Origin of the sequence: Soonwooa buanensis (assembly GCF_900167905.1) — a bacterium.
Classification (GTDB): domain Bacteria; phylum Bacteroidota; class Bacteroidia; order Flavobacteriales; family Weeksellaceae; genus Soonwooa; species Soonwooa buanensis.
The window spans coordinates 13,805-34,801 of sequence record NZ_FUYZ01000014.1; the positions used below are offsets into that span (position 1 = coordinate 13,805).

The 20,997-nt window shown below is 36.7% G+C and carries 12 protein-coding genes; 9 read left to right on the plus strand and 3 right to left on the minus strand.

Annotated elements, in window-relative coordinates:
* The first annotated feature begins 87 nt into the window (after positions 1 to 87).
* The 6 genes from B5X62_RS14580 (at position 88) to B5X62_RS14605 (ending at position 10,981) form a co-directional block, all read left to right on the plus strand.
* On the plus strand, positions 88 to 3,291 hold the full coding sequence (locus B5X62_RS14580; RefSeq protein ID WP_079668218.1) for an efflux RND transporter permease subunit: 3,204 nt from the start codon (positions 88 to 90) through the stop codon (positions 3,289 to 3,291).
* Positions 3,269 to 4,720 (plus strand): TolC family protein, encoded by a 1,452-nt coding sequence (locus B5X62_RS14585; protein ID WP_079668246.1) that lies wholly within the window; start codon positions 3,269 to 3,271, stop codon positions 4,718 to 4,720. Before B5X62_RS14580 ends, B5X62_RS14585 begins: the two co-directional genes overlap by 23 nt.
* A gap of 219 nt (positions 4,721 to 4,939) precedes the next feature.
* The gene (locus B5X62_RS14590; protein ID WP_079668219.1) at positions 4,940 to 6,040 is read left to right on the plus strand and encodes a hypothetical protein; all 1,101 of its coding nucleotides are present in this window, start codon (positions 4,940 to 4,942) and stop codon (positions 6,038 to 6,040) included.
* 23 nt (positions 6,041 to 6,063) lie between these two features.
* Positions 6,064 to 8,733: a T9SS type A sorting domain-containing protein gene (locus B5X62_RS14595; protein WP_079668220.1), complete on the plus strand. Its 2,670-nt coding sequence runs from the start codon at positions 6,064 to 6,066 to the stop codon at positions 8,731 to 8,733.
* A gap of 225 nt (positions 8,734 to 8,958) precedes the next feature.
* Positions 8,959 to 10,272 (plus strand): adenosylhomocysteinase, encoded by a 1,314-nt coding sequence (ahcY, locus tag B5X62_RS14600; protein WP_079668221.1) that lies wholly within the window; start codon positions 8,959 to 8,961, stop codon positions 10,270 to 10,272.
* Positions 10,273 to 10,411: 139 nt separating this feature from the next.
* Complete coding sequence (locus B5X62_RS14605) at positions 10,412 to 10,981, plus strand: TMEM175 family protein (protein WP_079668222.1); 570 nt, start codon at positions 10,412 to 10,414, stop codon at positions 10,979 to 10,981.
* A 47-nt stretch (positions 10,982 to 11,028) separates the two neighbouring features.
* On the opposite strand, the gene B5X62_RS14610 is transcribed toward B5X62_RS14605, so the two are convergent.
* The gene (locus B5X62_RS14610; RefSeq protein WP_159447658.1) at positions 11,029 to 11,805 is read right to left on the minus strand and encodes a T9SS-dependent choice-of-anchor J family protein; all 777 of its coding nucleotides are present in this window, start codon (positions 11,803 to 11,805) and stop codon (positions 11,029 to 11,031) included.
* Between the two features lie 186 nt (positions 11,806 to 11,991).
* On the opposite strand from B5X62_RS14610, the gene B5X62_RS14615 reads away from it, so the two are divergent.
* Positions 11,992 to 13,434, plus strand: a complete 1,443-nt coding sequence (locus B5X62_RS14615) for an aminoacyl-histidine dipeptidase (RefSeq protein ID WP_079668224.1) — start codon at positions 11,992 to 11,994, stop codon at positions 13,432 to 13,434.
* 62 nt (positions 13,435 to 13,496) lie between these two features.
* Here the strand turns inward: B5X62_RS14615 and B5X62_RS14620 are convergent, their stop codons facing one another.
* The gene (locus B5X62_RS14620; RefSeq protein ID WP_245797209.1) at positions 13,497 to 13,928 is read right to left on the minus strand and encodes a DUF3060 domain-containing protein; all 432 of its coding nucleotides are present in this window, start codon (positions 13,926 to 13,928) and stop codon (positions 13,497 to 13,499) included.
* 295 nt (positions 13,929 to 14,223) lie between these two features.
* On the opposite strand from B5X62_RS14620, the gene B5X62_RS14625 reads away from it, so the two are divergent.
* Both B5X62_RS14625 and radA read left to right on the plus strand, forming a co-directional pair.
* A complete protein-coding gene (locus B5X62_RS14625; RefSeq protein ID WP_079668225.1) occupies positions 14,224 to 16,980 on the plus strand; it encodes a M4 family metallopeptidase in 2,757 nt (918 codons plus the stop codon).
* Between the two features lie 305 nt (positions 16,981 to 17,285).
* On the plus strand, positions 17,286 to 18,635 hold the full coding sequence (gene radA, locus B5X62_RS14635; protein WP_079668227.1) for a DNA repair protein RadA: 1,350 nt from the start codon (positions 17,286 to 17,288) through the stop codon (positions 18,633 to 18,635).
* A gap of 76 nt (positions 18,636 to 18,711) precedes the next feature.
* Here the strand turns inward: radA and B5X62_RS14640 are convergent, their stop codons facing one another.
* Entirely contained in the window at positions 18,712 to 20,979 is a 2,268-nt protein-coding gene (locus B5X62_RS14640) for a T9SS type A sorting domain-containing protein (RefSeq protein ID WP_079668228.1), read from the minus strand.
* Positions 20,980 to 20,997: the final 18 nt, after the last annotated feature.

Sequence of the window (20,997 nt, forward strand, 5' to 3'; positions counted from 1 at the left end):
CGAAGGAACGATTTAACAAAAAATAGGATGAAGTCCTATTAAAGTGAAAAGTTCAATCGAATTTCAAATCTAAATTTCTATTTAAAAATGTTTAAGAAATTCATACGCAGACCAGTTCTGTCGATAGTCATCTCCTTGATTATCGTTTTTATGGGGATTTTATCACTAATGTCATTACCGGTGACACAATTCCCTTCGATCTCGCCACCCAAAGTTAACATCACGGCCGAGTATCCTGGAGCTAATAACGAATTGTTGATCAAATCTGTAATTATTCCTTTAGAGCGTTCCATTAATGGTGTTCCTGGGATGAAGTACATGGCGTCCGATGCAGGTAACGATGGTGAAGCCTCTATACAAGTAGTCTTTGACCTTGGGACAGATCCTAACGTTGCGGCAGTTAACGTACAAAACCATATTTCTTCCGCTATTAACAAATTACCACCTCTAGTTGTAAGAGAAGGTGTAAAAATCACACGTGAAGAACCCAATATGTTAATGTACATCAACTTGTACAGTGACGATCCGAAGTCCAATCAAAAATTCCTATTCAACTATGCTGATATTAATATTTTATCAGAATTAAAAAGGATAAAAGGTGTTGGCGACGTCGACATCCTTGGGACAAGAGAATACGCCATGCGCGTTTGGTTAAAACCTGACAGGATGACGGCTTACAACATCTCAGCAGATGAAGTAATGCAAGCTTTAGATGAGCAAAGTATCGAAGCTTCGCCTGGTAAAACGGGAGAAAGTTCCGGTAAACGATCTCAATCTTTTGAATATATCCTAAAATATCCAGGTCGTTATAGCAACGAAAAAGATTATGGTAACATCATTCTTAAATCATCATCAAACGGCGAATTTGTAAGATTAAAAGACATCGCAGACATCGAGTTCGGAAGTTCGATGTACGACATCTACTCTACTCTTAATGGGAAACCGTCAGCTGCAATTACTGTTAAACAATCTTATGGATCCAACGCTTCGGAAGTTATCAAAAATGTAAAAACCTTAATGGAAGATTTACAAAAGCACAACTTCCCAAAAGGTATGCATTATGAGTTAAGTTACGATGTGTCGAGATTCTTAGATGCTTCGATCGAAAAAGTAGTACATACACTTTTTGAAGCCTTCATTTTGGTGGCGATTGTCGTGTTTTTATTCTTGGGAGATTGGCGTTCAACTTTAATTCCAACTATTGCCGTACCAGTTTCATTGGTTGGGACATTTGCAGTGATGTCAGCTTTCGGGATTACGTTAAATATGATTTCGCTCTTTGCCCTCGTTATGGCAATTGGGGTCGTCGTCGATGATGCGATTGTCGTCATAGAAGCCGTCCACGCCAAGATGGAAGAAAAAGGACTTTCTCCTCTTAAAGCCACCGAAGAAGCGATGCACGAGATTAGCGGTGCTATTATCGCAATTACTTTAGTTATGGCATCGGTGTTTATTCCAGTTGCTTTTATGAGTGGACCTGTTGGGATTTTTTATCGTCAGTTTTCGATTACGATGGTATCCGCAATTATCCTTTCTGGTACAGTTGCCTTGACTTTAACACCAGCTTTATGTGCTTTAATTCTTAAAAATAATCACGGATACGCAAGAAAGAAAACACCTATTAATAGATTCCTAGACAAGTTTAACAGCCTATTCAACAAAGGTCAAAACAAATACGAAGGCTTATTAAATAAAACAGTTACAAGAAAATTCTTTACACTACCAGTTTTATTATTATTCTGTTTAGGAACTTATTTTTTAAGTAATAGTTTGCCGTCAGGATTTGTACCAACGGAAGACCAAGGGATGATTTATGCGATTGTACAGACGCCTCCTGGATCAACTCTAGAACGTACCAACCAAATTGCATTACAACTGCAAAAAGCATCTGAAGGTATCGACGGCGTACAGTCGGTTTCATCTTTGGCGGGTTACGAAATTTTAACGGAAGGTACTGGTGCTAACTCGGGAACTTGTTTAATTAATTTAAAACCTTGGGACGAACGTAAAGAATCTGCTGCCGAAATTATCGAAAAACTCGAACAAAAAGCTAAAGAAATTCCTGGTGCTAACATCGAATTCTTCCAACCACCTTCAATTCCGGGTTATGGTGCAGCTGGTGGTTTCGAGTTAAGACTTTTGGATAAAGCTGGAAGTGGCGATTATCAAAAGATGGAACAAGTGAGTAAAGATTTTGTGAAAGAATTACAAAAACGTCCAGAGCTTGGTTCGGCTTTCACCTTCTATTCGGCGAGTTTCCCACAATATATGTTAAAAATCGATAATGATTTAGCAGAGCAAAAAGGCGTTTCTATTGAGAAGGCAATGGACAATCTTTCAACCTTAATTGGTTCGAATTACGAAACGAGTTTTATCCGATTTGATAGACCTTACAAAGTTATTGTACAAGCTGGACCGCAATACCGTGCGTTACCATCTGACATTTTGAAACTCTATGTTAAAAATGATAAAGACCAAATGGTACCTTATTCTGACTTTATGCATTTAGAAAAAGTATACGGTTTGTCCGAGATTACACGTCACAACATGTACAACGCCGCGGAAGTAAGTGGAACGCCTGCACCAGGATACAGTTCTGGACAAGCGATTGCAGCCATCCAAGAAGTGGCGGACAAAACACTTCCTCGTGGTTTCGGTATCGACTGGGCGGGGATTTCTAAAGATGAAGTATCGAGAGGAAACGAAGCGATATACATTTTCTTAATTTGTCTTGGATTCGTATATCTCATTTTATCAGCACAATACGAAAGTTTCATCTTGCCATTGCCTGTTATTTTATCCTTACCAACAGGGATTTTTGGAGCCTTTTTATGTTTAAAACTTTTAGGTTTAGAAAACAATATTTATGCGCAGGTGGCGATGGTTATGCTCATCGGTCTTCTCGGTAAAAATGCCGTTTTGATTGTAGAATTTGCAGTCCAGAAGAAAGCTGAAGAAAATATTCCTGTTGCCAAAGCCGCTATTGAAGGTGCAACAATACGTTTTAGACCAATTTTGATGACGTCTTTCGCTTTTATTGCAGGTCTTATCCCGTTGGTAATGGCGACTGGTCCAGGTGCTGTTGGTAACCGAACTATTGGTACTGCTGCTGCAGGTGGTATGTTAATCGGGACAGTTTTCGGTTTAATAATAATTCCTGGATTATATTACATTTTTGGTTTAATATCTGAGAAAACGAAATTGTCTTACTACGAAGAAGAAAATCCGTTGACCGAACAGACCGAACCTTACAAACATGATGAAAAATATGAAGAACATAATAAAAAATAAAATAGTCCTAAGCCTTGGCGCAGCGCTACTTCTTGCAAGTTGTAAAGCGCCAATGGCGACCAAAGTTCAGGATCGTGTTAAAGACACTTTGCCCACGACTTTTGGTGGTGATCAAAATAATGCTAGCGCCGAAAACAATTCGGGAATAACGCCTTGGAAGCAGTTTTTCACAGATCCAAATTTGGTAAGTTTAATAGAAGAAGCTTTAAAAAATAATCAAGAATTAATGATTACGCTTCAACAAATTGAAATTGCAAAATCTGATGTTCTCTACAAAAATGGACGATTGAAACCTACAGTTTCTGCTGGCGTTGGCGCAGGTGTTGAGAAAGTTGGTCGTTACACCTCAACAGGTGCTGGCGACGCTTCTACCGACATTACTGAAGGAAAAGAAGTTCCAGAAAACCTAATGAATTTTGAAGCTGGACTAAGAGCTGATTGGGAAATCGATATTTGGCATAAACTCAGAACCGAAAAAAAAGCAGCTATTGCGCATTATCTATCAACGGTTGAAGGTAAAAATTTTGTGTTATCAAGTTTGATATCTGAAGTTGCGGAAAGCTATTACGAATTATTGTCTTTGGACAACCAACTGGACATGATTCATCAATATATGGAAATTCAGAAAAAAGCTTTAGAAATTTCGAAAATCCAAAAACAAGCGATGGCAGCAACTGAATTAGCGGTGAAGAAATTCGAAGCTGAATTGGCAAAATCTAGCGCGACAGAATATGATTTAAAACAACAAATAACCGAAAAGGAAAACCAAATCAATGCGCTTTTGGGACGTTATCCGCAACCGATTCTTAGAAATAAGGAAAGCTTTATGAACATCGTTCCGCAGAGTATTTACATTGGCGTTCCGTCGCAATTGTTGGCGAATCGTCCCGACATCAAACAAGCTGAACTCGAGCTAGAAGCGGCAAAACTTGACGTTGAAGCGGCTCGTAAAGAGTTCTATCCAAGTTTAAGCATTTCTGCGACTTTGGGTTTAGAAGCTTTTAAACCTTCATATTTGGTGAAACTTCCAGAATCTATTGCTTACAGTCTTGCTGGCGAATTGGCTGGTCCACTCATCAACAAATCAGCAATACAAGCTAACTTTAAAACAGCTGATGCTAAACAAATTCAGGCTTTGTACGAATATGATAAAACAATTTTGAGCGCTTATCTGGATGTTGCTAACCAAATGTCAAAAATTAAAAACATTGACCAATATTATATTTTGAAAAAGCAACAAGCGCAAGCCTTAGATCAATCTAATGATATTGCGAATCAGCTTTTCAAAAATATGAGAGCGGATTATTTGGAAGTTTTAATGAATCAAAGAGATGCACTCGATGCCAAAATGGAATTGATCGAAGCCAAAGAAAAACAACTGAACACTGTCATCGACATCTACAAAAGTCTAGGTGGCGGCTGGAAGTAAACGATACACATTTCTCTCACCTCATCCTTCGGGATGAATTAGCGCGAAACGTCGACTAGCAAAGAAAAACTTCTGAACTAGAAAGCGTTTCCGCTTTTTTTATTTATTATCTAAATTTTAATAAAAAATACCTAGAAATAGGTACATTAAATTAAAAAAACAAATATAGATTTGACATGTCATAAAATATTTTTATTAACAAAAAAAAAACATTTAATCATGAAAAATCTATCCATTTTCAAACAGTTAGCAATAACATCTGCTTTCGTGAGCAGTATTGCTACTAGTGCACAATCTGTTATTATTGTAGATAACAATAGTACCCAACCTGGAGTGCAGAATAATCTACAGACCGCCATTACGAATGCAGCTGCAGGAAGTACGATCTACGTACAGCCATCGTCAACCAGTTATGGTACTGTCGAGATTTCAAAAAAAATAATACTCGTAGGTGCAAAACACAGCGGTGATGATCTTAGCTCTATGATAGATTATATTAATCTAGTTGAAGGCTCTAAAGATACTACAATCAAAGGTTTAAAAATAAACACATTACAAAATGCATCGCCACAACTATTAGAAAACATTAGCGTCAGAGAATGCAAAGTCAGTTCTTTAAATGTCTCAGCATATTCATCATTAAATAACCCCAAAAACTGGACAATTGAAGGTAATTACATTAATGCCATTAATGCTTACTATAATGTTGAAGATTTAGTGATCAAAAATAATATTATCCAGTCATTAAATATTTACAAATCGGCGACAGTACTTATCACTCAGAATATTTTCAATGGAAGTGGTGGCATTAGTTATTACGATCAAGACACTGGTAACAAGCTTGTAATTTCTAATTCGATTTTTATTACTAACTCTGGCTGCTTTGGTAATTATGGCATAAATATCTACGGGCGTATCGATATACAAAATAGCCTTACTTATAATTACGGATCATCTGGTGTCTATAATTTTGAAGAAAACAACAATGATAACTATGCGACACAATATACAGGCATGAAGCTAAACCAAGATCCTAAGTTTGTTAATGTTAATAAGTCGCAATCAATATCAACACAAGCAGATTATTCTATAGCCAATTATTTTGAGCTTAATTTCTTAACGGATAATCTGAGATTGCAGTCTGGCTCACCAGCAAAAGCAGCTGGTATTGCCGGTGAAGATTTAGGCATATATCAAAACTACGATTATCGTAATGTTGGTAATCCGTTCGGTATCCCAACAATAAAGATTGGTTCTTATAGCTCTAGCGTTCCTGCAGGCTCTAACCTAAGCGTTAGCATAACTGCAAAAGCACAGTAATGACTTAAAAAAAAGGAAATATCATGAAAAAATATATGTCAATGGTATTCCTGCTTTTGTACTTTGCTTTCGGAAGATCGCAAAACATTACGGCTGCAGAATACTTTTTTAACACAGACCCTGGCGTAGGAAATGCTACATCGATAGCACTTTCGGGGACAGATGTGACGCAAACTTACAGTATTCCAGTACCAAATGGAATGACTGGTTTTAACAATATGTTTGTTCGTGCAAAAAATGCTAACAACACATGGAGTTTTTATAATCGCGCTTCTTTTTATATTTATCAAGCAACAACACAAAGTAGTATCGCACCAATATCGGCAGCAGAATATTTCTTTGATAATGATCCTGGCCTCGGTAATGGAAATGCTTTGACAGCTAGCGGCACTGATGTTAACCAAACCTATACTGCCGTTATTCCGTCTAATATGCTAGGTTTTCATAACTTATATATTCGTGTGAAAAACTCGAATAATGTTTGGGCTTTTTATCATCGGGCTACATTTTATATTGGTAAACTTGCTGACTTGACAATACCTGCCCTAGATGGTGGAGAATTTTTTGTAGATACTGATCCTGGCGTTGGACAAGGCAAACAAGTCACCTTAACCTCAGCAGGAACGGATACTTACACAGTTGATCTTAGTACTGTAAATATCCCTTGCGGTCTCCATAATTTTTATTTAAGAATAAAAAATAAAAATAACACCTACTCTATTTATCAATTAGCTAAGGATGTTAATGTATATGACAATGCACCACCAACTATTCTTGCAAAAGACATATCAATAGAATTGGATGCAAATGCTAAAGCAAGCTTCAAATTTGCTGATGTTGATTTAGGAACTAAGGACGATTGTCAATTAGCAAGTGTAACACTTAGTAAAACGGATTTTAACTGTTCTAACCTTGGTGCTAATACCGTTAAAATTACTGCTACAGATGCTCTAGGAAAAGTAAGTACTAAAGATATTATTATTACAGTTTTGGATAAAATAAAACCTGTAGCCAAGGCAAAAAATATTTCTGTTTACTTAGACGCAAATGGTAGTGTTTCTATAACTGGCGCGATGCTAAATAATGCTTCGACAGACAATTGCAGCGTTGTTGAAACAACAGTTAGCAAAGCTCAGTTCTCTTGTGCAGACCTAGGAGCCAATCAAGTAACATTAACGGTAAAAGATTCATCTGGCAATTCTGATTCAACGACAGCAACGGTTACAGTTCTAGATAATATTGCACCAACAGCAATTGCTAAAAACTATACTGCAGAATTGGGAAGCAATGGAAGTGTTAGCATTACAGCGCAAAATATCAACAATAACTCTACTGACAATTGTGGTATTTCGGAAATGACTTTAAGCAGAACACAATTCTCATGTGGAGATATCGGAAACCAAAACGTTACGCTAACAGTTAAAGATGCTTCTGGTAATACGAGTACTGCAACGGCTGTTGTAAGCGTTGTTGATCATCAAAAACCAAATGTTTTAACAAAAAACATTACTGTAAAATTAGATGCAAATGCTTCTGCAACCATCACTGCAAATATGATTGATAACGGATCAACTGATAATTGCGGCATTGCAGAAATCAGTGTTAACAAAACGCAATTCTCTTGTGCTAATCTAGGCTCTAATCAAGTGATATTAAGCGTAAAAGACTCTTCTGGCAACATTGCAACAGCAACTGCTACAGTTAGCGTCATAGACGATATTGCCCCAATTGCAATTGCTAAGAATTATACCGCAGAATTGGGAAGCAATGGAAGTGTTAGCATTACAGCGCAAAATATCAACAATAACTCTACTGACAATTGTGGTATTTCGGAAATGACTTTAAGCAGAACACAATTCTCATGTGGAGATATCGGAAACCAAAACGTTACGCTAACAGTTAAAGATGCTTCTGGTAATACGAGTACTGCAACGGCTGTTGTAAGCGTTGTTGACAATCAAAAACCAAATGTTTTAACAAAAAACATTACTATAAAATTAGATGCAAATGCTTCTGCAACCATCACTGCAAATATGATTGATAACGGATCAACTGACAATTGTAGCATTGTAGAAATCAGTGTTAACAAAACGCAATTCTCATGTGCTAATCTAGGCTCTAATCAAGTGACATTAAGCGTAAAAGACTCTTCTGGCAACATTGCAACAGCAACTGCTACAGTTAGCGTCATAGACGATATTGCACCTGTTGCAATAGGAAAAGACGTAAGCGTGGAAATTGCAAACAACGAAACAAGCGTCACCATTGATCCGCAAACAGTTAATAATGGATCATCTGATAATTGTGGAATTGCTAGTTACTCCTTAAGTCAGACGACCTTTACCGAAGCTGGCGTTTACAACGTGGTGTTTACCGTCAAAGACTCTTCTGGTAACCAATCTAGTATCACTGTACAAGTAACTGTAACTAAAGGTAATCTCGCATCATCCGATTTTGGTAATTCAAAAGATGAAATATTATTATATCCAAACCCAACTATGGATATTCTTAACATCGTTTCTCAAAAAGAAATAAAATATCTTACAATTATCGATGCGTCGGGAAAATTAGTTCATGGCTATAAATCTGTTAATAAAGTTGACGTTAAAAAACTACCAAGTGGCACATACTTGCTAATAATTGATACGATTGACGGTATTAGAAGAACTAAAAAATTCATTAAAAAAGATTAATAACATCTATTAAAAAGAGGCTGTCTCAAAATGACAGTCTCTTTTTTTGTTATGATTTTAAAGAATAATTTACAAATTTACCAAGCTGAAGAAAGCAATTTAAAAGGATATTCTATTCCAATAAAACAATTTTTGGCCTAAACTATATTTTAACTTTTCATTAAACCTTAACTTTTTAATATCTAAATTTTTAATCGTATTTTTGCACCAAATTTCATTAAGAATATGAGTACAACAACACAATATGTTCCTTACAAGGTTAAGGATATTTCTCTAGCAGAATGGGGAAGAAAAGAAATTACGTTAGCAGAAGCTGAAATGCCCGGTTTGATGGCGATTCGTGAAGAATACGGACCATCTCAACCATTGAAAGGTGCTAGAATTGCAGGATGTCTTCACATGACAATTCAAACTGCTGTTCTTATCGAAACTTTGGTGGCTCTTGGTGCAGAAGTTACTTGGTCTTCTTGTAATATTTTCTCAACTCAGGATCACGCTGCTGCGGCGATTGCTGCTGCTGGAATTCCAGTTTATGCTTGGAAAGGTCTTAACGAAGAGGAATTCGATTGGTGTATTGAGCAAACTTTGTTCTTCGGCGAAGATAGAAAACCATTAAACATGATTTTGGATGATGGTGGAGATTTAACAAACATGGTTTTTGATAGATATCCAGAATTCACAAAAGATATCAAAGGACTTTCTGAAGAAACAACAACAGGTGTTCACAGATTGTACGAAAGAATGAAAAACGGAACTTTAGTAATGCCTGCAATCAACGTAAACGATTCGGTTACTAAGTCTAAATTTGATAACAAATACGGTTGTAAAGAATCTGCTGTTGATGCGGTAAGAAGAGCAACTGACGTAATGCTTGCTGGTAAAAGAGTGGTTGTTTGTGGCTACGGAGACGTTGGTAAAGGTACTGCAGCATCTTTCAGAGGAGCTGGTTCTATTGTTACAGTTACGGAAATCGACCCAATTTGTGCGCTTCAAGCTGCAATGGACGGTTACGAAGTAAAAAGATTAGATACAGTTGTTGATAACGCAGATATCGTAATTACGACGACTGGTAACTTCAACATCGTAAGACCTGAGCATTTCAAGAAAATGAAAGATAAAACGATCGTTTGTAATATCGGACACTTCGATAACGAAATCGATATGGCTTGGTTAAACGAAAACTACGGTTCAACAAAAACTGAAGTTAAGCCTCAAGTAGACATCTACACTATCGATGGTAAAGAAATCATCATCTTGGCTGAAGGTCGTTTAGTAAACTTAGGTTGTGCAACTGGTCATCCATCTTTTGTAATGTCGAACTCGTTCTCGAACCAAACTTTGGCTCAGATCGAATTATGGACAAATTCTGCAGCTTACGGAAACGAAGTTTACATGTTGCCTAAACATTTAGATGAAAAAGTAGCCGCTTTACACCTTAAGAAATTAAGCGTTGAGCTAGAAACTCTTTCTCCTGCACAAGCTGATTATATCGGTGTTCCAGTTGAAGGACCTTTCAAACCTGAATATTACAGATACTAAGACTTCTTAGTTTTTAAAATATCTAAATCCCGTTTCAAAATTTGGAGCGGGATTTTTGTTTAATATAAAATACCACACTTTAAGAAAAATATTTAAAAACAAAAGTCTCTAATTTTTATATTTGCAAAAAATACAACTGATGACAACGGGACGATTAGAAGCCTTCAGCGATGGTGTTATAGCCATTATTATTACAATCATGGTTTTATCATTGCAAATTCCGACCACTCCCGATTGGTCTGGCATTAGAGCATTGGCTCCAAAATTTGTAAGTTATATCCTGAGTTTTATATACGTTGGAATATATTGGAACAACCATCACCACCTTATTTTTAACACCAACAAAGTAAACGGAAATATCATGTGGAGTAATCTCGCATTTTTGTTTACCCTTTCATTAATGCCGTTTTCTACCGCTTGGATGGGAGAACATCAATTCAAGATGAATACGACCATACTCTATGGTATTGTGTTAATGTCAAACGCTGTAACTTACGGGATATTATCATACTTTATCGCCAAAAATGAAGGTAAAAATTCGGAGTTTGTGAAAGCAATCGGTGGCGGAACCAAAGAAAAACTATCAATTGCAATTTATCTTTTAGGCATTACGGTTTCGTTTTTCGAGCCTTACATTGCTTTAGTTTTCTATTATATTGTAGCACTAATGTGGATTATCCCTGACAAACGATTAACCGAAAAAGAATAACATAGCAAAAGCCTTTTCAGATGAAGAGGCTTTATATTTATTCTTTATTAATCTTTAATAAATTTATGCATTTTAGCACCTTTATCATCTCCGATTCTTAACATATAAGTTCCTTTTGGTAATTTTGAAACATCCAATGATAACTTCTTAGAATCATAAAACTGTTTTTGAATTAATTTTCCAGAAATATCAAATATGCCAATAGATGTTATTTTGATTTCACTATCAATATGTAAAAAATCTTTTGTAGGATTAGGATACATAGATAATTTTGTTTGGTCTATATCCTGTGTAGCTGCAAATGGAATATTAAACCGAACATTGTCTAAACTTAGATAAAACTGATCTGGATCCGAAAAGGCACGAAAAGAAACATAATAAACACCATCTGCAGGCACATTGAAATTAACATATGCAGTTTCATACGGATAATTTGTAATATCTTCATTAACCCACAAACGCGTAGTTTGCGCTTCAACAGTCGGAGCTGTACCTATCAAAACTTCCATTTTTTCTGGAAACCATGCATCGGTACCCATATAATCAAAACTCAATAGTACTGGCTGACCAGCTTTCATATTAATACCTCGAGTAAATAAATAAGAATTGGCTGCGTTTTCATGAAAATAATACATCATGTAATTACTTCCTTCCGATGGAGCCGGCGTTTGTGAAGACGCTTGTGTCACTGCCCAGTTGTTACCTGTCCCTGCATTTATAATCGTCCATCCATCAAGGTCTGCTGTTTCAAAACCATAAGAATATGGTAACTCCGCAGTGTTCTGCCCATATAAAGAAGTAAGTCCAAAACATGAAATACCCAATAGTAATTTTTTTATCATAATTTTTTATTTTTAAGTGTATTACAATATACAATTTATTTTTTTTGAACTTAACATTAAGAACATTCAATTGTTTCCAAATCTTAGATCACGAAAATTGAAAGCCATTTGCATCAAAAAACAATTTTAGATTCCGTAAATTCGCTTATTAATTTTTAAATCTTCATAATGGAATATTCACAATTAGAACCTAAAAATATTTGGAAGAATTTTGCATTGCTAAATGCGGTGCCACGTCCTTCGAAAAAAGAAGAGCGTGTTATTGCTTTCATCAAAAAATTTGGTGAAGACTTAGGCTTAGACACATTGGTTGACGAAGTTGGCAACGTTATCATTCGTAAACCTGCAACTTCTGGTATGGAAAATCGTCAGCCAATCGTTATGCAATCGCACCTTGACATGGTTTGTCAAAAAAACAGCGATGTCGATTTTGACTTTGATACGCAAGGTATCCAAATGTATGTTGATGGCGATTGGGTAAAAGCAAAAGGTACAACTTTAGGTGCAGACAATGGACTAGGCGTCGCGACTATTATGACTATTTTGGAAAGTAATGACATCCCACATCCTGCACTGGAAGCACTTTTCACGATAGACGAAGAAACTGGTATGACGGGGGCTTTAGGCCTTAAAGGCGGACTTTTGCACGGCGATATTTTATTAAATCTTGACACCGAAGAAGATGACGAGATCGATATCGGTTGTGCTGGTGGTGTCGATGTTACAGCGACGGCGACCTTCGGGACTGTTGATGCAAAAGCTGATGTATATACAATCCAGATTAAAGGTTTACAAGGTGGACATTCTGGGATGGACATCCACAAAGGTTTTGGAAACGCTAACAAAATCCTTGGCAGATTTTTATTTGAAGGTTTAAATAATGACATTCAAATTATTAATATCGATGGCGGTGGACTTAGAAATGCAATCCCGAGAGAAGCAAAAGCTATCGTTTCTGTTGCTAATGCTGCGGATTTTGAAAAAGTAACTTCCGATCTCAAAGCAAGTATTCTTGAAGAATTTGCTAGCATAGAAAAAGATATAGTTATCACGATTGAAAAATCATCTTCGAGCGACAAAGCTCTAAGTTTTGAAGATTCAAAAAAAGTGATTTATTCGATAAATGCAGCTCACAATGGTGTTTTCCGTATGAGTCCTGATGTTGAAGGTCTAGTAGAAGCATCTAATAATGTGGCGCGCGTTGAGGTTAAAGATGGCGCTGTTAAGATTTTAAACTTAACAAGATCTTCTGTTGATTCTACTAAAACTGAAGTTGCGCAACAGCTGATTTCTTCGTTTGAAAGCAATGGCATCAAAACCGAATTGACAGGAAGTTACCCAGGTTGGAAGCCAAATCCAGGTGCAGAAATTATCCAGATAATGACTGATCTTTACGAAAAGGATTTCGGTGCAAAACCAATGGTTGTTGCTTGTCACGCGGGATTAGAATGTGGCATTATCGGTACCAATTATCCTAAGATGGAAATGGTAAGTTTTGGGCCAACCATCAAAGGTGCACACTCTCCAGACGAAAGAGCGAGCATTTCTTCGGTTCAGAAATTCTGGAAATATCTACAAGAGATTTTACAAAATATCCCTGAAAAGAAATAATCTCTTTTAATCATAAAAAAACGCCTTTCAAATGTTTGAAAGGCGTTTTTTTAGCATTTTCTTTATCGTTTGATAACACCTGCGCCAGGTCCAGAGACCTTTACATTAGGACGTTTTGACTTATTATCAGTCGTTTTATAATAGACCTTAGAACTCGAACCACCAATGGATACGTTATTCACTTTGTCAACATAAACAGTGTTACCAGCGCCTTCCACAACAATTTTGGATGCAAAACCATTAACGGTAATCACATTGCTTGTGCCTTCAATCAAAAGTGTCCCACCTGTCAGAGAAAAAGTCTTTTTGTGTCCTACACCTTCTACATGTACATTTCCGTTTTCTTCGGTAATATCGCCCGCTGTCCCTGCTTTTCCTCCAGCTTTACTCGCCATATCGACTGCATCATTTAGGATACCGCCAAGACTTTGACTATAAACATTGCTAAAAGCGAAGCCTAAAACTAACATTAATACAAATTTTAATTTTTTCATTTGGTTTTTATTTAGATTATCTATACATATTTAACGATTAAATCAAAATAAAATTCCTTAATAAATATTAAATAATTAATAATTTATTGTGAAAGAAATTATTTTTCAACATAAAATAAAACAAATTAAAAATATTAATCAAACAAAGATTAAAGCAACCAATTATTAAATATTTTATTTAAATAATTTAAAAAATGAAAAAAATATTTAGAAAAAAAGGATTAAACAATGACATTAATCATAATTTTTTATTAATTTGGCGCAACATTAAATCGCATATAATTAAAATTTAGTAATGAGAAAAAATCTACTTAGCTTAGGCTTTATAGGAATCTTGTTTTTGTCAAATAGTTTGACAGCACAAGCGCAGGTAAGTAAAAGAATATTACATGACAATGGCACACCTAGCTTAATAAGCTTTGCGTCTGGCAACAATCTATCGTCTTTAACTGCTCAAAATATCTTTGAACAGTATCTTAACATCTCCTCTAATACGACAATGAAGCTTGCTTCAACAAAAGTTGACAATGTAGGAAAATTCAAAACTGAAAAATATCAAATGTATTTTGATGGTATACCAGTAGAATATGCCATATACAATCTTCATTACAAAAACGGTGCTTTAACTGCAATGAATGGTGAGATTTTCAAAACTGATGCAGTGCAATCTCAGACAACAATCTCAGCAGAACAAGCATTTATAAAAGCTAAAAAATATGTAAACGCTTCTTCCTATATGTGGGAAGACGCTTCTTATACAGAGATCTCTGGCTACAAAAAACCTGTTGGAGAAAAAGTGCTACTTCCGATCTTAGTAAGCGAAGGAAATTACAAACTTATCTCTGCTTACAAATTTGACATTTATGCAGCAGCACCTATCAGTAGAGGTTGGGTATATATTGATGCTAATGACGGGAAAGTTTTGGCTTATGATGCTATTATGAAGCATGCTAAGATGAACAATTTCCCAACAAAAGATGTTACAACTCCAGAACCAATCAGTCTTAAAGAAAGTTTTAAACCAGATGCTTTATTCGTAGCAGGAACTGCAGCAACACGATACAGTGGAGAACGCAGTATTGACACATCTTTGTTGACGTCTGGTACCAATAGTGGCAAATATGCATTAATAGATTCTTCACGTGGAGGAGGTGTTATTACAAAGAATGCTAAAAAATCACAAACTGTATCTGCAACATTGGATTTTATTGATAATGACAATAACTGGACGGCTGCAGAATTTGATAATTCTACATTCGATAATGCAGCTTTAGATGCACATTGGGGTGTTGCAAAAACTTATGATTACTTTAAAGATACATTTAATCGTAACAGTTATGATGATAATGGTACAGCTTTACGTAGTTATATTCATTATGGAAGTAACTACGAAAATGCGGGCTGGACTGGTGCTGAAATGGTGTATGGCGATGGTGCATCTACCTTCAAACCTCTTACGGCATTTGATGTAACTGCCCATGAGCTTGGTCACGGTGTTTGTCAGGAGACCGCAAATTTAGCATATCAAAGAGAATCGGGCGCACTTAACGAAGGTTTCTCCGATATATGGGGAGCAATTATCGAACATAAATATGCGCCAGAAAAACAAGCTTTCTTAATTGGTGAAGATATTGTAAAAGTATCGCCAAACTATTTAAGATCGATGATTACCCCAAAAACAGGACTTAATAAACAACCTGACACTTACCGAGGTACGCATTGGTATCCTGCAACGGTTGAAGAAGGCTGTGCTTCTCCTAATCCACAAACTAATGATAACTGTGGTGTGCATTATAACAGTGGCGTTCTTAACCATTGGTTCTACATCCTTGTTATGGGTAAAGTTGGCACTAACGATTTAGGGAATTCTTACGATGTTACTGGTATCGGCTGGGAAAAAGCTGAAAAACTTGTTTATAAATTAGAAAGTGAATATGTAACAGCAAACTCAAACTATAAAAATACTCGTGACTTCGCCATTGAAGTAGCAAAAGTACTTTATGGTGAAAATTCACAAGAGATGATTGCGGTTCAAAATGCATTTTTTGCTGTAGGTGTAGGTGCTAAATATCTTTCGACGCCAGATACTACGCCTCCAACAGTTCCTACTAACTTAACAGCAAGTAATATCAAAGGTACATCGGCTAAGTTGACTTGGGGCGCATCTACGGACGATAACGCTATGGAAGGCTACATCATATATAAAGACGGCACAGAGATTGGCAGAACAACTAGTGCAGTAACTTATGATGTTAAGAACTTAACAAGACTTACGACTTACGACTTTACAGTTAAAGCACTAGATGCATACGGAAACATTTCTGATGCTAGTAATATTGCTAAAGTAACAACAACTGACGCTCCAGATTATTGCGCATCACAAGGGAATACGACAACTGACGAAAAAATCAACCGTGTACAATTTAATACGATTGACAAAACAAGTACAGGAACTGCTGGTTACGAAGATTTCACAGACGTTTCTACAACTTTGGAAGTTGGAAAAACTTACGAAATCAAAATCACACCGAAATGGGGATCAACACCATATAACGAAGGTTATGCCGTATTTATTGACTGGAACAACGATGGAGACTTTAATGATCCTAACGAAAAAGCTTTCACAAGTGCACCTTCTAGTACAACACCTATTGTTGGCAACATAACAGTTCCTAGCACCGCTGTCCTTGACAAGCCTACAAGAATGAGAGTATCTTTAAAATGGAATGGGATACCTACAGCTTGCGAAACATTCTCTTACGGACAAGTTGAAGATTACACAGTAACAGTTGTACCAAACTTAGCAGTGTCGGATATCAATAAAAATAGTGCTTTCAGCATCTTCCCTAACCCTGTTAAAGATGTGCTTAACATCCAAACAACAAGATCAGGAGAGATCAGCTATCAAGTAATTAACACAGCTGGACAAGCAGTATTATCTGGCAAGACCAAAGGACAAAACATCCAAGTACAGTCTTTACCAGTTGGTAACTACATCATCCAGATGACAAATGGTGAAGAAACTTCTACTCAAAAATTCATCAAAAAGTAGAGACTTTCCATAACCAAAATAATAAACCGCTGCTTCTTGCAGCGGTTTTTTTATTTGGAGCTAATCCCGCTGTCCGCTATATCTTTAGTGCGAGGCTCGGATGGCTCCGCTACGCTCCGCCCCCTCACCTCGCCCCAAAGGATGCCGCTACCATCGGGGCTAGAAGTAAGAAATAATAATTTCATTTTACAAGTAATAGAAAAATTCTCAGTCAAAAACCAAAAAAGTTTAAAATCATCAAACCCCAACATTTATCAGTTTTCAAAAGCTATGGCTTTTTCAAAAAAAATCAAGAAATTAGCAGAATGGCAAAACTAAAAACCGTCTACTTCTGTCAAAACTGTGGCACGCAATTCCCAAAATGGTTAGGACAATGCACCAACTGTGGCGAATGGAATACACTCGTAGAAGAAGTTGTCGAAAAATCATCGACTTCCAAAAACTATTCTGGCGACAAGAAGCAACATATCATCAACATTATCGAAGTTAATGCACAAGAAGAACCGCGCATTGCAACGCCCAGCGAAGAGCTCAACAGAGTTTTGGGCGGCGGAATTGTCTTAGGATCTGTAACACTTATCGGTGGCGAACCAGGCATCGGGAAGTCAACTTTGCTGTTACAATTAGCCTTGAAGATGCGCAAAAAAGTTTTCTATGTTTCTGGAGAAGAAAGTGCGTCGCAAATCAAAATGCGTGCGGACAGATTAACCGATTTACAAAACCCAGAATGTTATCTTTTTACAGAAACTTCAGTTGACAAAATCTTGCACGAAGCCAAAAAATTAAAACCCGATTTCATCATTATCGACTCTATCCAGACTTTGCATTCTAGTTTGATAGAGAGTTCACCAGGGACCGTTTCTCAGATTAGAGAATGCTCCGGCGAGATTATAAAATTCGCGAAAGAGACGAGCACACCGGTATTTTTGGTTGGTCACATTACGAAAGATGGTCAAATTGCAGGACCTAAAGTGCTAGAACACATGGTCGATGTTGTTCTTAATTTTGATGGCGATAGGAATCATCTTTTCCGATTGTTACGCGCCAACAAAAACCGTTTTGGATCCACCGCCGAAATCGGAATCTACGAAATGATTTCTCAAGGTTTAAAAGAAATTAAAAACCCGTCCGAAATTTTAATCACCAAAAAATTCGAAGAACTTTCTGGCAACGCTGTAGCTGTTACTTTAGAAGGCAATCGCCCGATGTTATTAGAAATTCAGGCTTTGGTGAGCACCGCAGTCTATGGTACGCCACAGAGAAGTTCAACAGGATTCGATTCCAAAAGGTTGAATATGCTTCTAGCAGTTTTAGAAAAAAGAGCAGGTTTTCAATTGGGTGCGAAAGACGTTTTCCTCAACATCACAGGCGGAATAAAAACCGACGATCCAGCTTTGGATTTGGCGGTCATCGCTTCTATCCTTTCGTCTAATGAAGATTTTGCGATTTCGGAGAAGTATTGTTTTGCGGGAGAAATTGGATTGAGCGGCGAAATTCGTCCGATTCCACAAGCTGAACAACGTATTTCGGAAGCCGAAAAATTAGGTTACGAAAAGATATTTGTGTCCAATCTTAATAAAATTCCGAAGCGAAAATTCGGTATCAAAATAGAAGAAGTCGGGAAAATAGAAGATTTCCACGAACGATTGTTTTAGGTTTTATTTTAAATTTAAACTAAAAAAGCTGCCCAAATATTGAGCAGCTTTCATTATTTAAAAGAAAAATATCAAATTAGTTTTTAACTAATTTTTTCTGATAGGATGCTTTGTCTGTTGTAATTTTAAGAACATAAACACCTTTTGCAAGACTTCTTACATCCAATTGATTATTCAACAATGGCAATTCTATACGTTTTCCTGATAAGTCATATACTTCAACATTTGTTACTTTATCCGTAGATTTTAAACTAACAAAATCCGTCGCTGGATTTGGATAAATTTGAAGGTCAACTTTAGAAACGTGATCAGTCGCTAAGGTCGAAGAAGAAATCGTCATTGTATGATCTAGAACTTTTCCGTTCGAGTTAAAGCTAAGTGTCAACGTCGCAGTTCCTGATGTAATCGGCGTAATAACCAACTCATCATTTTCATTTATTTCCGCCGAAATAATTGCGTTTTTACTAATAGATTTAACACTTACAACGACGTTTGCTCCGATATTATCCTGATCTGTCACTTTATTTTTAAGATCAACTGTCGTAACAGAATTCACCGTCAAACTACTTGGTAAATTGCTATCTAAAATTGGGTCAAAAACGTCTGGGAATACCGTCACTGCTGGGAACCAATAGTAATCGTTAAGCGTTTGTGTTTTGATTAATGCGCCCGTTGTGTCATAGGTATGAATCCAGTTTTTTTGATAATGCGCACCGTAACCACTTTCTGTAGTATTCAAAATTAATTTATCAGAAACTGGGTCAACTCGTAATGCCGCACCGTAAGGAATTTGTTTGTAAGTCCCCGTCTGTCCTGGGATTGCTGCAAAGTTTTCATTAAAAGTTTTCGTTGTTACATCAAATTTTACAATCTGAGTTCCAGACAACCATTCACTTTTAGAATTAATCCAATACAAAGCATTTTGTTGTGTACTCGCTGTGAAACTTCCTGCATTCCAAGCGCCCCAAGATCCAATATATTTAGTTGTTGGAATCGCGTATTCTGTCGTTGCAAAAGTTGTTGGATTAATATTAACCAACTTTTCATTCTGAATCGCCCAAACACTTCCATCTTTAGCCTGAACAATAGAATGGAAAGACCCTGGAATTGTTGTTTTTAAAGTATGCGTTTTAGGATCGATCACAAAAATTCCTGTAGTTTGTTTAACTGCAAAAACATATTGTGAAGTTCTAATCATATTACCAATTTGTCCAGAATAAGTGGCTCCACCACCAGTTCCTGTAATTACAGCACCCACTTGCATATTTGCAATATCGAAAAGGTAAACACCATTAGAAGCTGCAATATATCCCGTATTTTGGTCAACACCAACGAAAGAACGACCATCGCCACCGCCGATGTTATCGAAACCTGCAATCTTCTCCATAGTTTTTGCATTAGCAACAACTAATCTTCCACCAGGTGTGTATTGGGTATCTCCTCCGTCCGACTCTTGTTTAGAAATAAAATAAAATTTATCACCATAGATAGTACCATATTGTGTTGTAGCACCGAAAGCTTGGTTATTATTTTTTTCGCTGTAGACACGATAATAAACTTGATCATTTTCGCCAACAAAGTTAACCGAACCATTAGTATGCCCAAACCATTCTTCGTTCACCATAAAGAATCCTTTGGTAAAATCTGCTTGTGAAGAATATACAGAAACTGGCGTGAAAGTGCTTGAAATGTCTTGAGGATTCATATCGACATTGTAATTCCATAAATCCCAAGAACCATTTACCAACTGACGACTCGTCGCTCCAAGACCAGAATATCCAAAATCATCCGTCGCCGAATCTTTAACCCAATATGACCAATAACCTTGGTACCAACCAGACTGCCAATGATCATTAGCATCAACAGCTTTGTAGTCGTCAAAATCATAAGCTGTTGTATTAATAATACCATCTAAAGGATAAAGCGGATAAGTTGTATTGTTGTTTTTGTACAAACCTACTGTTCCTTTACCATCTAGGTCAAAGCCAATACCACCAATTGCGGATCCAAATTGAGTCCCCTGATAAAGCAATGTATAAAAACGTTTGTCAACTTTTGCAATGGCTTTTATCATGTCTTCACCAGTTGCGTTACCATCCCAACGGAATCCCCAAACGAGAGCATCAGGATTTTTTTGATCGTTCCACTGGATGGCTAACACCGCTTTGTTCGATCCAGTCCCAACCCAATAGACAACGTCGTCCATTGTAAAATTGCTATTTTTAGCTTGTTTTTTCGACGTTATGTTTTTGACCTCCGATCGAGGAACGCCTTGCACTGTTACTTGAGCATTAGTTGAGAATGCAAAAAGAAACAGCAAAAAGAAAAGATACATCTTTCTCATAAGTACTGATTTTTATTG

What these genes read in the sequence shown, in the direction of transcription:
- ahcY (WP_079668221.1), top strand. Translation starts at nt 8,959, where the DNA reads ATGAGTACAACAACACAATATGTTCCTTACAAGGTTAAGGATATTTCT.
- B5X62_RS14580 (WP_079668218.1), top strand. Translation starts at nt 88, where the DNA reads ATGTTTAAGAAATTCATACGCAGACCAGTTCTGTCGATAGTCATCTCC.
- B5X62_RS14595 (WP_079668220.1), top strand. Translation starts at nt 6,064, where the DNA reads ATGAAAAAATATATGTCAATGGTATTCCTGCTTTTGTACTTTGCTTTC.
- B5X62_RS14605 (WP_079668222.1), top strand. Translation starts at nt 10,412, where the DNA reads ATGACAACGGGACGATTAGAAGCCTTCAGCGATGGTGTTATAGCCATT.
- B5X62_RS14585 (WP_079668246.1), top strand. Translation starts at nt 3,269, where the DNA reads ATGAAGAACATAATAAAAAATAAAATAGTCCTAAGCCTTGGCGCAGCG.
- B5X62_RS14640 (WP_079668228.1), bottom strand. Translation starts at nt 20,979, where the DNA reads ATGAGAAAGATGTATCTTTTCTTTTTGCTGTTTCTTTTTGCATTCTCA.
- B5X62_RS14620 (WP_245797209.1), bottom strand. Translation starts at nt 13,928, where the DNA reads ATGAAAAAATTAAAATTTGTATTAATGTTAGTTTTAGGCTTCGCTTTT.
- B5X62_RS14615 (WP_079668224.1), top strand. Translation starts at nt 11,992, where the DNA reads ATGGAATATTCACAATTAGAACCTAAAAATATTTGGAAGAATTTTGCA.
- B5X62_RS14625 (WP_079668225.1), top strand. Translation starts at nt 14,224, where the DNA reads ATGAGAAAAAATCTACTTAGCTTAGGCTTTATAGGAATCTTGTTTTTG.
- radA (WP_079668227.1), top strand. Translation starts at nt 17,286, where the DNA reads ATGGCAAAACTAAAAACCGTCTACTTCTGTCAAAACTGTGGCACGCAA.
- B5X62_RS14590 (WP_079668219.1), top strand. Translation starts at nt 4,940, where the DNA reads ATGAAAAATCTATCCATTTTCAAACAGTTAGCAATAACATCTGCTTTC.